Origin of the sequence: Flavobacterium sp. H122 (assembly GCF_004959765.1) — a bacterium.
GTDB lineage: Bacteria > Bacteroidota > Bacteroidia > Flavobacteriales > Flavobacteriaceae > Flavobacterium.
In genome coordinates this window covers 219,308-234,045 of the sequence record NZ_SJZD01000005.1, presented here as the reverse complement: position 1 = coordinate 234,045, position 14,738 = coordinate 219,308, and the positions used below count along the sequence as shown (strand labels likewise).

Genomic DNA, 14,738 nt, shown 5'->3' with positions numbered 1-14,738 from the left:
TTGCAACCGTAATTTAAAATAAATACAAATGGCAAGTGTTAGAAACTTAAAAAAAGACATCAACTATGTAATTGGTGATATCATTGAAGCAGTTTATTTATATGAAATGACTTCAACAGGACAACCTACAGAAGCTACTAATGGAATCATTGATGAGGCTTTAACTGCTTTTGATGGCTTAATTAAAAAAGTAAACGCTAATAATGTAGAAAATAAAAAAGCACATTTCAGACAAATCAATAAAGATTTAGAAGTGACTGCTAACCAATTAGTTGATAAAATCAACGCATTATAATTGAAAAAAAGCTATAAAAATTAGGGTGTAAGGTTTTGGAAGTTTAAAAAACTCTATTATATTTGCACCCGTATTTGAGTCGCCGGTGTAGCTCAGCTGGCTAGAGCAGCTGATTTGTAATCAGCAGGTCGTGGGTTCGAGTCCCTCCATCGGCTCCAATAAAATTTAAAGTTTCAGGACGAGAAATTTATCCTGAGCTTGTCGAAAGGAGTCCCTCCATCGGCTCAAATTTTTTAAAATATTGTAAATACACTTTGCCGGTGTAGCTCAGCTGGCTAGAGCAGCTGATTTGTAATCAGCAGGTCGTGGGTTCGAGTCCCTCCATCGGCTCCAAAAAAGGTCTTCATTTGAAGGCCTTTTTTATTTTTATAATTATTCTGATTCTACAGAAGGACCAGGGGATGTTTGAAACAAGGCGTTTGCTTTAGATGTAGTTCCAGAAATCTTTTCGCTTGTTAAGTAAAGTTTTTCATATCTTGAGGAGTTCTGTTTGTTTTATTCGCTTTCTTTAATTAGTTAGTTCCCTTTTTTAACATCTTTTTCGAGATAAATCCCTTCAGTATATAACTCTCCAAATTTATGTTGACATTCACGATTTCTTTTTTTAGCGCCTTTTTTCAGTATGTCAATTGCTAACTTTCTGGTTTCTTCATTTAGCGGTTCCAATTCATGTTCGCCAAATTTTCTATCAACATCAGTTAAACAATCATATGTGTCCGAAAAAGCCAAATGGTATTCTTATTTGTTAGCCATTATGAGTGCAGTTTCTAAAAATCCTTCATATGGTGAATCCGCATAATCTTTACTTAAATTATAATAAGCATTTGTATCGCCTTTGGTTAATGCATCTTCTTTCCATCTGGCAATGTCTGAATTATTAACATTCCACATTGGTACTGATTCCTTCTTTTTGTTTTTACATGAAATAGTAAAAAAAGTGAATATGATTATAATTTTCGAAATTATTACAGTCATATTTGATTCATTTTTTTCTTTTTTTTTTGACTTCTGACTAATGTTTCATGGTTTGGTACAGTAGTGACCCGGATGGAGTGATTTATTTTTTGATAAGATTAGATTTTCAACGGAAAACCGGTGTGTGATTAAGATAATTGCGGCTGTTGGGACAAATCACTGTTAGTGGCTGGTGTTATTTTAGAGATTAAATTGATAATATAAATATCCTGGTAAGTATTCTTGTTTTACAAAGCCAAAGTTCTCATAAAGTTTTTGAGCAGAATAATTGTCAATAGCGGTATTCAATGAAATGAAATTAGCTCCTTCATTTTTTGCAAAACTTAAAGCTGTATTTAGTAATTTTTCTCCAATACCTTTCTTTCTTTGATCCATTTCAACATATAAATCTCCAATATGCCAATTCTTTTTAGCTGAGACTGAAGAGAATTTTGGATATAACAGTGTAAATCCTATTGGTTTTAGATTTTCTTTTATGAATGCAACATAGATTTGTGCTTCATTTTGTTCAAGGCGTTCTTTTATATATATATTTGCGAGTTCTATATCTGAAGGTTGTTTGTAAAATATTCGATATTTATCAAATAGTTCAGTTACTATTTCACTTTCAGTGGAATTAATTTTTTTGATTTCAATATCCATAATATGTTTTCTTGTTTTTTAGTTTCGTTTTAGTGTGCTTGTCACTAATTCATAAATATACAATGTTCTTTTAACAAGCTAAAATAAAAATCTTTCGTTGCAATGTGCATCTACCCGTGGACGCAAAGAGAGTGAAAATATAGTCTTAGTTAGCTGATTTTGTCAATTTTTGATTAACAGTTGTAAATCTTGCGTTTTTTATCCTGAGTGGATATCTAATGTGAATTCTCTAATTCTTGAAGTATTGATGATGATTTACGCAAAATAAAACGAAACTAAAGCACATGTTTAGCTTGTTATGCAGATTCAGAATGTGATGTTTTAGAAATGAATTTATGGATATATTATGTGGTTTGTTTTACTATAAAAGTGTTTATATTTCTTCCGTTCAAAATATTTAAAATTCTACAAAATATTCCTTTGAAATAAAATTTTTAAAATAGTAAAAAGATACCATTTGATAATTGGCTTTTATGTAAATAAACTTAATTTTAACGTTGAAATATACAATTCAATAATCCTCATTTTTATGCAACACCTTTTTTTTGGTATACTATTTTTAGTATTGCTTGTCTCTTGTCATGATAATAAAATTGATAGAGTTGAACGTGCTTTTTATTATTGGAAATCAGGTGAATATAGTTTAAGTGATGATGAAAATAAATGCTTAGACACCTTAAATGTTAAAAAGCTTTATGTTAAATTTTTTGAAGTCACACATGATGAAACAATGGGTAACATTCCTATTTCAAAAAACAGATTGGATATCTATAATTATGAGGGTAAGAATGAAGAAGTTAATAGTAATGTTGTCCCTGCTGTTTTTATTAAAAATGAAGTTTTTATCAAAAGTTCAAAGAGTGAAATAGATACTTTAATTTCAAATGTTGAATTTCTTGTAAAAAAATACAAGAGGGAGCACTTTTCTACAAAGAACAATGAGATTAAGGAAATTCAATTTGATTGTGATTGGACATTAAAATCTAAAGAAAATTATTTTTACTTTTTGAGAGAATTTCATAAAAAATCGAAAATTGATTTGAGTTGTACTTTACGCTTGTATCCATATAAATACAGAAGTAAGATGGGGGTTCCTCCCGTTAAAAAGGTCACTTTAATGTGTTATAACTTAATGCAGCCTTTTGAAAGTAAATCAAAAAATTCTATTCTTGATATTGAAGAATTAAAATCATATTTAACTGTAGTTGAAAAATATCCACTGCATATGGATATCGCTTTGCCGATATTTTCTTGGTGTTATCACTATCAATATGACCAATTTCAAAGATTTACAAATTTAAATGCAGGTGATTTAAAAAAAATTGCAACAAGAAAAAGTAGTCTGTGGTATGAAGTTACTAAGGACAGTGTTATAAATGAAGTTTATTACCGACAGGGTGATAAATTAAAGTTTGAAGAAGTCAATCAAAATACTGTGCAGGATGTTATAAAAATATTGAAGTCAAAAGTACAGCTTGATAAAAAAAGTACAGTAATATTATTTCACTTAGATTCTAACAATTTAAAATCTTACAATTATGAAACTTTGGGTAAGTTTTACACTTCTTTTAGTATTTAGTTTTATACCAAATACTTATGCGTGTTATTTTTATCCATACGGTGAAGATATACGGTTTAGTGTTTTTAATCCTCAAAACTTTAAATATGATCGTTTTTGGATGTATAATTATACTTATTATAATTATTATTCAGGAGATGATACTAAATTGAACAGCAATATTACAGAAAATGATGTCGAATGGCAAAAGCATTGTGAATACAAGGTTTCATTGCCTGAGATTAGAAAAGCAATTTTTGAAATTGGGATCGAAGAATGTAATGGAAAAAGCAAAAATTTATTTATTCAATATTTATTTAAAAGCAAAGATTTTGAGACAATAGATTATTTGAAATTTGCCAAAGAAGTTGAAAAAATTGCTGAGACAAACAGTAATGAACTTTGGGAAAAAGAGGATTACAAGAAAAATCAGTTTATTCAGAAAAAAATTGCATTTGCTAAAAAAAAGATAGTATCCATAAAAAAAAACAATAGTTAAGAAAAGATATTATTACCAAATTTTTAAACTTTTAGACTATTCTTCTTATGCAAACCAAGAATCAATTGACTTGTATCGCGAATATATAAATCAATTTAAAACAAAAGATTTTATTGATAATTGGGCATTGTATTACAGGATGAACGCCGAAGAGGATAAGGTGAAGGCTAACTTTTTGGCAGCTCAGGTTTTTGTTAGAGGTACTGATAATAGGTTTAATATTCAATGGCATTTCAATAAAAATATTCCTTTAGGACAAGTTTTAAAGTTTGCAAAAACAAATCAGGAAAAAGCAAATGTTTATGTTTTGTATTCTTTTAAAAACATCAAACCTAACTTAGATGCCATACAAAAAGTAATTGAACTAGATCCTGCTAATATTGGTTTAAGTTTTCTTTTATTAAGAGAAATTAATAAAATTGAAGACTGGGTGCTAACTCCAATTTATACTATGTTTTTACCGGCTTTAAGGCCTGATTATTGGGAAAATACAAATTCAGGCAGATTATTAAATAGGGTAGAAGTAGATAGGAAATATGCGGAAAAACTTTTAGAAGTAGTAAGTAAATTAGATTTCGAAAAAGTAGAGAATAAAAATTTTTATTTGCTAGTAAAAAGTTATTTAGAATTTTTGACCAAAGATTACAATAGTTCCATTCAAACATTGAAACCTTTAGAGAGAAAGGGCATAGATAAAGATATAAAAAGACAATTAGATATAGTAAAAGCCTTGAGTTTAACTGCTAATCAAAAAATAGATAAAGCAATTATTTTAGGTGAAATAAAACCTATTGTTTTAAGAGAATCAAAGAATAAAAATTTTTCCTTTTTGTTTGCGATAGCAAAAGAACTAGAGTTTTTAAATAATAAAGTAGATGCTGGGTATTTAATTTCTCAGATAATATTGGATGGAGAATACGATAGTGTAAACTCAATCTTTTGGAAATCACGTACACGTAAAATTACATTACAAGATGATTTTTATAGTGATTGGTATGGATATATAGATGCAGATTTAAATACACTTGATCTTCAAAAGATTGTTAATGAAATGAATTTGAAATCAGATTCATTTGATAGATGGAAAAAAAGAATATTGAAAAATGATCCCAATCGGGTTTATGATTTATTAGGTGTTAAATATATGAGGGAAGACAAGCTGGAACAAGCTTACTTTTATTTTTCTAAAATTAGCAAAACACATTACACAAACCTTTTATTTAATGAAAATCCTTTTTATAAAATAAAGGGTTATATGAATTATGATTCTAAGCAAACGGCAAACAATTTTACAAAAGCTAAAGTAACTCTTGAATTAATAAATTATTTAAAAAGAGCAAAAAACGTTAAGAACGCTAGAAGAGATATAGATTATTTTCTTGCTGCTAACTGTTATTACAATATGAGTTATTATGGTAATTCTTGGATGCTCAAAAGGATTTATTGGTCATCTTCTGCCGCTGAAGCTAATATGAAGGATGAGAAGGAATATTATACATGTTCACAGGCAAAAAATCTTTATGAACAAGCTTTTAAATATACTAAAGATGATAAGTTTAAGGTGCTGTGTGCTTACATGATTGCAAAATGTGAAGCCAGAAAAAATGAGTATGAATACTTGACCAAAAGAGACTATTTCTGGGATATGGAGTATTATAAATTAAAGGAGAAGTTGAATGGAAAATCATTTAAAAATTTTAAATTTAAATATAAAGATGAATATGAAGAAATGATTTCAAATTGTGAAATATTTACTAATTATTACAAAAACAGAATTAGAAAGAAAGTGTAAACCAAGTTATTTGTTTTTACATTGATTGAGATGTAGAATATATTAACGTTTAATGTGTGTAGAATTAAGTTATGATTTAATTTATATTACATTTATGATTAATATGTGTATTCTATTTTAAATGCATAGTCATACTTGACTTTTTTCCAAAATAGTGTCTAACTTTTTTGGGCAGTGCAAAACCGGCTCTTTTTTTGTTAATAAACCATTTCATTGACAATTTTTAAACTACCGAATAAGTTACAAATACAGCATAAAAAATCCCTAACTACTTTAAGTAATTAGGGATTGGTATAATTTAGATTGTGAGATTACTCATTTACGATAACCCATTCTCCAGAAGCTAAAAGCGGTTCTGCTTTTTTGAACTTCATGGTTTCTGATTTACCGCTCATGATGTGTTTGATAGTAACGTTATCATTACGGTTAATCTTAGGCTGGTCACGAACAATAGTTTCCGTTACATGGTGCTGCTGTGGATGTCCTGCATTTTGCACAGCTTCACGGCTTCTTCTTTCAGCTTGTTCTTCCATGTTTAATACTTCTTCTTTGCTTTCAATATAGCTGTCATGTTGAACATCTTCGATTGCTTCCTGAATCGAATCGTTTTGATGTGGTAAATCTGCTTTGAATAAGAAAGAAATAACATCTTTATTGATCCCATCCAACATGTTTTTGAACAAATTGAACGATTCAAATTTATAAATCAATAACGGATCTTTTTGTTCGTGTACTGCAAGTTGAACTGATTGTTTTAATTCGTCCATTTTGCGTAAATGCTTTTTCCATGCTTCATCCACAATAGCCAGTGTGATGTTCTTTTCGAAATCGGCAACCAATTGCTTTCCTTGAGATTCATACGCCTTTTTCAGGTCGGTAACCACGTTCAAAGTTTTGATGCCGTCACTGAAAGGAACTACAATACGTTCAAACTGATTGTTTGGATTTTCGTAAACATTCTTGATAATCGGGAATGCTTCATTGGCATCACGGTTGTTTTTGTCATGATAATATTCGGTTGCCGCACTGTAAATTAATGAAGTGATTTTTGCATCCGGTAATTTGTCAAAATCAGCTTGTGATATAGGAGATGTGATTGATAAATAACGGATTAATTCAAATTCGAAATTTTTGAAGTCTTTCGTTAATTTATTTTTTTCTACAATGTTATCACAAACATCATAAATCATGTTAGCAATATCCAGTTTTAAACGCTCTCCGTGTAATGCATGGCGGCGGCGTTTGTAAACCACCTCACGTTGTGAGTTCATTACGTCATCATATTCCAATAAACGCTTACGAACGCCAAAGTTGTTTTCTTCAACTTTTTTCTGTGCTCTTTCGATAGATTTGGTCATCATCGAATGCTGGATAACTTCACCTTCTTTTAAGCCCATGCGGTCCATGATTTTTGCGACACGGTCTGAACCAAATAAACGCATTAGGTTGTCTTCCAATGAAACATAGAATTGTGAACTACCTACGTCTCCCTGACGGCCTGCACGACCACGTAACTGACGGTCAACACGACGAGAATCGTGACGTTCAGTGCCTATGATAGCTAAACCACCGGCAGCTTTTACTTCGTCAGTCAATTTGATGTCGGTACCACGACCGGCCATATTTGTTGCGATCGTTACCACCCCTGGTTTACCGGCTTCGGCAACAATTTGTGCTTCTTGTTTGTGTAATTTAGCATTTAATACATTATGGTTGATGCCTTTCATTTTAAGCATACGGCTTAATAATTCAGATATTTCAACCGAAGTTGTACCAATTAACACCGGACGTCCTTGGTTTACCAATTCTTGTACGTCATTAGCTACTGCATTGAATTTTTCACGTACCGAGCGGTAAATCAAATCCTCTTTATCATCACGGGAAATTTTTCTGTTGGTAGGAATTTCAACTACGTCTAATTTATAGATTTCCCAGAATTCTCCAGCTTCTGTAACAGCTGTACCTGTCATACCGCCAAGTTTGCTGTACATACGGAAATAGTTCTGTAATGTAATGGTTGCGTAAGTTTGCGTAGCTTCTTTAATACGAACATTTTCTTTAGCTTCAATCGCCTGGTGTAGCCCGTCAGAATAACGGCGGCCATCCATGATGCGGCCTGTTTGCTCGTCAACGATCATTACTTCGTTATCCATTACTACATACTCAGTGTCTTTTTCAAACAAAGCGTATGCTTTTAATAATTGTGTTAACGTGTGTATACGTTCGCTTTTTACAGAGAAATCAGCAAATAAAACTTCTTTCTTCTCAGCTTCTTCTTCCTTCGAAAGATTAGCTTTTTCTATGTTGGCGATTTCTGTACCTATATCCGGTAAAACGAAGAATTTATCATCAGTGTTTTTAGATAATTCTTTAATACCGCTTTCTGTAAGTTCAACCTGATTGTTTTTCTCTTCAATAACAAAGTACAATGCTTCGTCAACTTGGGGCATTTTACGGTTGTTATCAGCCATATATTCATTTTCAGTTTTTTGAAGTAATTGTTTTACTCCTTCTTCTGATAAGAATTTGATTAAGGCTTTGTTTTTTGGTAAAGCACGGTGGGCACGTAATAATTGAAAGCCCGCTTCTTTTGTGTTGCCTTCTTTCATTAATTTTTTAGCTTCAGATAAGAATCCGTTAGCTAATTGACGCTGCATGCCAACTAAATTATCGATGAAAGGTTTTAATTCGTTGAATTCGTGACGGTCACCATCAACAACCTGACCTGAGATAATTAACGGAGTACGCGCGTCATCAACTAATACAGAGTCAACCTCGTCGACAATTGCATAGTTGTGTTTACGTTGTACCAAGTCGCTAGGCGAGTGAGCCATGTTGTCACGTAAATAGTCAAAACCAAATTCGTTATTGGTTCCGTAAGTAATATCAGCTTCGTATGCTTTACGGCGTGCTTCAGTGTTAGGTTGGTGATTGTCAATACAATCAACTGTTAAACCGTGGAATTCGAATAAAGGTGCTTTCCATGTGCTGTCACGGCGTGCCAGGTAATCGTTTACGGTAACTAAATGAACACCATTTCCAGTTAAGGCATTTAAATATAATGGCAATGTCGCTACTAATGTTTTACCTTCACCTGTTTGCATTTCGGCAATTTTACCTTGGTGAAGTACAACACCACCAATCATTTGCACATCATAGTGGATCATGTCCCAGGTAACTGTTTTACCTGCAGCGTCCCATGAGTTAGCCCATACTGCATCGTCACCTTCAATTGTGATGTATGATTTTGCAGCTGAAAGTTCGCGGTCTTTAGGTGTTGCTTTTACTTTAATCTGAGTATTTTCTTTAAAACGGCGTGCCGTTTCTTTAACTACTGCAAAAGCTTCAGGAAGAATTTCGTTTAAAGTTTTTTCGGAAATTTCATAGGCTTCTTTTTCAAGCTTGTCAATTTCTGAATATACGTCTTCACGTGCATCAATATCTTCGATAGCTTCTACATCTATTTTCAGTTTTGCAATTTTAGCATCTTTTTCTTCACGGGCTTGTTTGATTTTTTCTTTGAACTCGACAGTTTTAGCTCTTAATTCATCATTTGATAATGCATTAAGTGTGCTTTCAAAAGATCTTATTTTGTTAATAATAGGCTCAATAGCTTTGACGTCTTTTTGTGATTTGTCGCCTACAAAAACTTTTAATATATTGTTAATGAAACTCATACGGTTTGTTTTAAAAAATGTCTGTAAAAATACCAAAAAAAAAGCCTCTGACGAGACTTTTTTAGTAGGTTTTATGATTAATATTCATCCTCGTTCCAAAGATAATCTTCGTCTGTTGGATAGTCTGGCCAAATTTCTTCCATCGATTCATAGATTTCTCCCTCATCTTCGATAGATTGTAGATTTTCTACCACCTCCAGAGGAGCGCCTGTTCTGATAGCGTAGTCGATTAATTCGTCTTTGGTAGCAGGCCACGGAGCATCACTTAAATACGATGCCAATTCTAATGTCCAATACATCTCAGTTAAATTTTTAATTTGTGCAAATATAATTTTTCTACTTAAAAAATCAAGTTTTTTTTGATTTATTTTCAGTTAAATTTTAAGAACTTATTGATTTTTGATTTTAGAGTTTAGATGTTAGATTTTTGAAGGATATTTCATAATTCTAAATTCTGAAATCAGCAATCTGAAATCACTTTCTAGGTATCCATGGTACCTCGTCAGCGTGCAAATCAAGTGACAACTTTCGTGCCAGTACAAAAAGATAGTCAGAAAGTCGGTTCAGGTACTTCAAAACAAGCTCATCGGTAGGCTCAATTTCATGCAAATGGGTAGCTAAACGCTCGGCACGACGGCATACACAGCGTGCTATATGACAATATGACACAGTGGAGTGGCCTCCTGGTAGGACAAAATGTGTCATAGGAGGTAAATCGGCTTCCATAGCATCGATTTCATTTTCAAGATATTCAATATCGGCTTCTGATATTCCTAAATTTTTAAGTCGTTTTTCTCCATTTTTCAAAACTTCCTTTTCAGGTGGAGTGGCAAGAACTGCACCGAGAGTAAACAATCGGTCCTGAACTTCAATCAAAACATTTTTGTATAATGGATTAATCTCCTGATCACGGATTAAACCAATATGTGAATTTAATTCATCAACGGTTCCGTAGCTTTCAATTCGGATATGGTGTTTAGGAACGCGGGTGCCTCCAAATAAGGCTGTGGTTCCTTTATCTCCTGTTTTTGTATATACTTTCATTTTGAGTTTTTTGTTTCACAGAGTTCAGTACAGAGCTTTACAAAGTTTTTATTGCGTCCTTTGTGTAATTCTTTGCAAACTTAGCGGTTAAATTTTTCCAAATCCAAAAATATAAAATTGTTATCGATTAAAACCTTTTGTATAGTTTTTTAATGTTTAATTACACTTTTTGCTGTTGTTGTGTATGTTTTCATTTGGAAGTTTTGTTTCACAGAGTTACACAAAGTTCAGCACAGAGTCACACAAAGTTTATATTGCGCGCTTCGCGTAATTCTTTGTGGACTTAGCGGTTAAATTTTTAAATAAAAAAAGACCATTCTTTCGAACGGTCTTTTCAGAAATTATTTTAAAGGATTTTAGTATCCAAATAACTCTTCCAAAGAGATTTTCTTCACTTCACCTAATTTTTTCATATCATCCATAGTAACTTTTTTCTCAGAAGCTACAATAGCATACGTATATGGCTTTCCAGAGAAATTGTTTTTGTGGAAATTTTGTACATCCTGCATCGAGATTGCATCTACAGAGTTGTAGATTTTCTTTCTGATATCAGTCGTTTCACCCAATTGTTTATTCGCTAAATAAGTGAAAATGATATTGTCCTGCGTGATACGTTCTGTTTGAATGTCTTTTTTAACACCTGTTTTAGCTAAATCTAAATTGTTAGGTAATTCAGGCATTTTTGTCAATAATTCATTCATTGCAACTGTCGCTTCTTTGAATTTGTCTGCCTGACTTCCTACATAACCTAACATGTAATATTGTTGATCTTTCTTTTGCGGAGCAACATAAAAACCGTAAGTACTGTAAGCTAAAGCTTTACTTTCACGAATTGTCTGGAAAACTAATGAACCCATACCGCCGCCAAAGTAGTTATTGAAAACATTTACCATTGGTGCTTTGTTCGCATCATAATTTTCAGTGTTTCTGATCCAACGTGTTTCAGCCTGAACCATGTCATAATCAGTGAATAATACTTGGTTTGCTGTTTGAGCAATTTGTTTGAAATCCTTCATAGCCGGCGCCACTGCAAATGCTGCAGGTACTGTGTGCGTAGTTTTTAATTTACCAACAATAGCTGTTAAAGGCTGCGGACCGTAATAAATGATAGTCTGCTCGTAATTGTTTAAGTTCTTGATACGATCCAACAATTCCTGAGCAGTGATAGCTTCCAGGTCTTTATCAGAAAGTGTATTGTTGAATTTGTTTTTAGGACCAAACTGAGCATAGCTTGTTAATCCTTGAAGAATTGCTCCTTTATTAGCTTTTGCATCTTTACGGGCTTTCGCTAAACGAGCTTTTAATGCTTTTAATGCAGCTTCGTCAGCTTTTACACCACTTATTACTTCTTCGTATAATTTAACCGCTTTTTCAAAGTTTTCCTGTAAACCTTCAACAGAAACTGTAGTGTATTCTTCTCCGGTGCTTACATTGAAGCTGCAGGCAATTTTGTAAAACTCTTTCGAAATTTGTTCAGCACTCATTTTATCTGTTCCTAAAAACTGTACATATTGAGAAGCTATTGATTGTTTTAAGTCGTTTAATGAACCAATTTTATAACGGTATTTTAAACGGAAAATATCATTGTCTTTGTTCGCTACATATAATACTTCCGCTTTACCGATTTTAGATTTTTCAATGTCTTTGTTAAAGTCTAAAAATACAGGCTGTGCAGGAGTACTAGGCATTTCATTAACCATTTTTACAAAAGCTGATTGTTTGTCGGCATTTGTTTCAACCGGTGTGATTGATGGTTTTTCAATTTTATTCGATTTAGGAGCTTCTCCCTTACGTTTTAAAATGGCAACATAGTTTTCACCTAAATATTTGTTGGCAAATGCAACAATGTCTTCTTTTTTGATTTTAGATAAATCGTTTACATATGCAACTTGGTCTTTCCAATCCAATTCAGAAGTAAAAGCATCCATTAAAGTGCTTGCTCTGTCTGAATATTTCTCAGTTTCATAAATTTTGGACTTTTTGATGTTGTTGATGATTGAAGGAATCAAATTGTCATCAAAATTTCCTTTTTTCAAGTTTTCAATTTCAGCCAATACTAAAGTCTTCACTTCTTCAAGCGATTGTCCGTTTGTAGGAGCTGCTGAAAAATAAAGAACACCATGATCGATTAATGTATAAGTGAAAGCACTGGCTCTTAGTAATTTTTGTTTTTTAACTAAGTTTAAGTCTAATAAACCTGCTTTTCCGTTAGTTAGGATTTGGCCTACTAAATCAGCTAGCAATGCATCTTTGTCTTTGTTTCCAGGTAAACGGTAACCAATAGTTAAACTTTCAGCATCCGGTCCAACAATTTCTTTTATTATAGGGGCAGCAATAGGAGCTTCAGGCTGGAAAGTATATTTTTCAATAGTTTTGTTTTGCATCGGTCCAAAAGCCTTGTCAATTTTTACAATAATTTCATCCGGATTGAAGTCACCTGATAAAATTACCCCCATATTATTTGGAACATAGTATTTGTTAAAATATTTTCGGATTTCAACTAATGATGGATTTTTCAAATGTTCAACAGTTCCAATAGTTGTTTGTAATCCATAATTATGTTTTTGAAATAAGTTGGCAAATAATGTTTCAAAAACTTTACGGCCATCATTGTCCAAAGTACGGTTTTTCTCTTCGTAAACAGCTTCTAATTCTGTATGGAAAATACGTAAAACCGGGTTGCGGAATCTTTCAGCCTGAACCGTTAAGTATTTGTCAATTGAGCTGCTTGGAACATCGTCTGTATACACTGTTTGTTCAAAAGAAGTGAAAGCATTTGTGCCTTGTGCTCCCATTGCGCTCATCATTTTGTCGTATTCGTTGGCAATAGCATATTTACTTGCTACTCCTGAAATAGAATCGATTTTTTTATAGATGGCTTTACGTTTTGCTTCGTCAGTTGTTTTATTGTACTGTTCGTATAAACCATCAATTTTGTTTAATTCAACTTGCTCTTTAGCCCAATCTAAAGAACCATATTTGTCAGTTCCTTTAAACAACATGTGCTCTAAGTAGTGTGCTAATCCTGTGTTCGTAGAAGGATCTGTTTTACTACCTGCTTTCACAGCAACATAAGCTTGAATTCTAGGATCTTTTTTTGTAGGGCTTAAAATTACAGTTAAACCGTTTTTTAAAGTGTAAAAGCGTGCTTTTGTTGGGTCATTGGTCACATACTTGTATGTGTAACCATTTCCAGAGGCTTCTTTCCACTGGTACTGACTTTGGGCAAATGTTACAGTTGATAAGGCTACTGCAACTAAAGCTAATTTGAATTTGTTTAGCATTTTAGTTAAAAATTAATTTATAGAGTCAAAAATAGTTTTAGATTTTTTTAAACTGATAACAAAATGTTAGATTGTTGTTTTGAATGGTCAGTTTCAATTAAACCGTCTTTTAAACGAATAATTCTATGGGCATGCTGTGCAATGTCTTCTTCGTGAGTTACCAGAATCACAGTGTTTCCATTGGCATGAATTTCACCAAATAGTTTCATGATTTCCTCAGATGTTTTACTGTCAAGATTCCCTGTAGGTTCATCTGCAAGTATTATTGATGGATGATTGACTAATGCCCGTGCTACGGCTACACGCTGACGTTGTCCTCCTGAAAGTTGATTAGGTTGGTGGTCCATCCGGTCGCCTAAACCAACTTGTTTTAGAACTTCTTCAGCGCGTTCAGAACGTTCTTTTTTAGAATAACCGGCATAAATCATTGGTAGGGCCACATTGTCCAGCGCCGTTGTTCTTGGTAAAAGATTGAAAGTCTGGAAAACAAATCCTATTTCCTTATTCCTGATTTCTGCCAATTCATCATCCTCCATTTTAGAAACATCTTTCCCGTTAAGAATGTATTGTCCGGAAGTAGGCGTGTCCAAGCAACCTAAAAGGTTCATTAAAGTTGATTTTCCAGAGCCCGATGGTCCCATTAAGGCAACGTATTCGCCTTTGTTGATTTGAAGATCAATTCCTTTTAAAACATTAATGGTTTCACTGCCTAGCTGGAAATCACGTTTGATATTTTTTATGTTAATTAATGAATTACTCATTTGATTTTTGAATTAAGATCTACTATTAGTAAAATAAAATCGGTTTTTGTTACAAAATGGAGATTGTTTTTTAACCGCAAAGTGCGCCAAGTTTTCGCAATGTTCGCAAATAATTTGGAAATTCACTCAAAAATATTGCAAGACAGCATTTAAGTAAAAAAATAGAACTTAGTGTTCCTGGCGGAAACTTGGCGCACTTTGCGGTTAAATA

General features: G+C 32.7%; 12 protein-coding genes and 2 tRNA genes. 6 read left to right on the top strand and 8 right to left on the bottom strand.

What is annotated here, in order from left to right; genetic code table 11:
• Positions 1 to 28: 28 nt before the first annotated feature.
• From EZM65_RS09770 to EZM65_RS09760, 3 genes are all read left to right on the top strand, one after another.
• Entirely contained in the window at positions 29 to 295 is a 267-nt protein-coding gene (locus tag EZM65_RS09770; protein WP_136668367.1) for a hypothetical protein, read from the top strand.
• 81 nt (positions 296 to 376) lie between these two features.
• Positions 377 to 453: transfer RNA gene (locus EZM65_RS09765), tRNA-Thr, on the top strand.
• Positions 454 to 551: 98 nt separating this feature from the next.
• A tRNA-Thr gene (locus EZM65_RS09760) sits at positions 552 to 628 on the top strand.
• A gap of 183 nt (positions 629 to 811) precedes the next feature.
• Here the strand turns inward: EZM65_RS09760 and EZM65_RS09755 are convergent.
• The 3 genes from EZM65_RS09755 to EZM65_RS09750 form a co-directional block, all read right to left on the bottom strand.
• A complete protein-coding gene (locus EZM65_RS09755; RefSeq protein WP_136668366.1) occupies positions 812 to 1,024 on the bottom strand; it encodes a hypothetical protein in 213 nt (70 codons plus the stop codon).
• A gap of 9 nt (positions 1,025 to 1,033) precedes the next feature.
• On the bottom strand, positions 1,034 to 1,186 hold the full coding sequence (locus EZM65_RS15535; protein WP_169051689.1) for a hypothetical protein: 153 nt from the start codon (positions 1,184 to 1,186) through the stop codon (positions 1,034 to 1,036).
• Between the two features lie 264 nt (positions 1,187 to 1,450).
• The gene (locus EZM65_RS09750) at positions 1,451 to 1,912 is read right to left on the bottom strand and encodes an N-acetyltransferase (protein WP_211196209.1); all 462 of its coding nucleotides are present in this window, start codon (positions 1,910 to 1,912) and stop codon (positions 1,451 to 1,453) included.
• Between the two features lie 529 nt (positions 1,913 to 2,441).
• On the opposite strand from EZM65_RS09750, the gene EZM65_RS09745 reads away from it, so the two are divergent.
• The 3 genes from EZM65_RS09745 (at position 2,442) to EZM65_RS09735 (ending at position 5,761) form a co-directional block, all read left to right on the top strand.
• The gene (locus EZM65_RS09745; protein ID WP_136668365.1) at positions 2,442 to 3,491 is read left to right on the top strand and encodes a hypothetical protein; all 1,050 of its coding nucleotides are present in this window, start codon (positions 2,442 to 2,444) and stop codon (positions 3,489 to 3,491) included.
• The gene (locus tag EZM65_RS09740; RefSeq protein WP_136668364.1) at positions 3,451 to 3,969 is read left to right on the top strand and encodes a hypothetical protein; all 519 of its coding nucleotides are present in this window, start codon (positions 3,451 to 3,453) and stop codon (positions 3,967 to 3,969) included. Before EZM65_RS09745 ends, EZM65_RS09740 begins: the two co-directional genes overlap by 41 nt.
• 139 nt (positions 3,970 to 4,108) lie before the next feature.
• A complete protein-coding gene (locus EZM65_RS09735; RefSeq protein WP_136668363.1) occupies positions 4,109 to 5,761 on the top strand; it encodes a hypothetical protein in 1,653 nt (550 codons plus the stop codon).
• 311 nt (positions 5,762 to 6,072) lie between these two features.
• Here EZM65_RS09735 and secA read toward each other — a convergent pair whose 3' ends face one another.
• The 5 genes from secA to EZM65_RS09710 form a co-directional block, all read right to left on the bottom strand.
• On the bottom strand, positions 6,073 to 9,438 hold the full coding sequence (gene secA / locus EZM65_RS09730) for a preprotein translocase subunit SecA (RefSeq protein ID WP_136668362.1): 3,366 nt from the start codon (positions 9,436 to 9,438) through the stop codon (positions 6,073 to 6,075).
• A gap of 77 nt (positions 9,439 to 9,515) precedes the next feature.
• Positions 9,516 to 9,737, bottom strand: a complete 222-nt coding sequence (locus EZM65_RS09725; RefSeq protein ID WP_002986941.1) for a DUF2795 domain-containing protein — start codon at positions 9,735 to 9,737, stop codon at positions 9,516 to 9,518.
• A 175-nt stretch (positions 9,738 to 9,912) separates the two neighbouring features.
• Positions 9,913 to 10,482, bottom strand: a complete 570-nt coding sequence (locus tag EZM65_RS09720; RefSeq protein WP_136668361.1) for a cob(I)yrinic acid a,c-diamide adenosyltransferase — start codon at positions 10,480 to 10,482, stop codon at positions 9,913 to 9,915.
• A 356-nt stretch (positions 10,483 to 10,838) separates the two neighbouring features.
• A complete protein-coding gene (locus EZM65_RS09715) occupies positions 10,839 to 13,766 on the bottom strand; it encodes a pitrilysin family protein (RefSeq protein WP_136668360.1) in 2,928 nt (975 codons plus the stop codon).
• 47 nt (positions 13,767 to 13,813) lie between these two features.
• Positions 13,814 to 14,527 carry an ABC transporter ATP-binding protein gene (locus tag EZM65_RS09710; protein WP_136668359.1) on the bottom strand — a complete coding sequence of 238 codons (714 nt, stop codon included), beginning with the start codon at positions 14,525 to 14,527 and terminating at the stop codon, positions 13,814 to 13,816.
• Between the last annotated feature and the right edge of the window lie 211 nt (positions 14,528 to 14,738).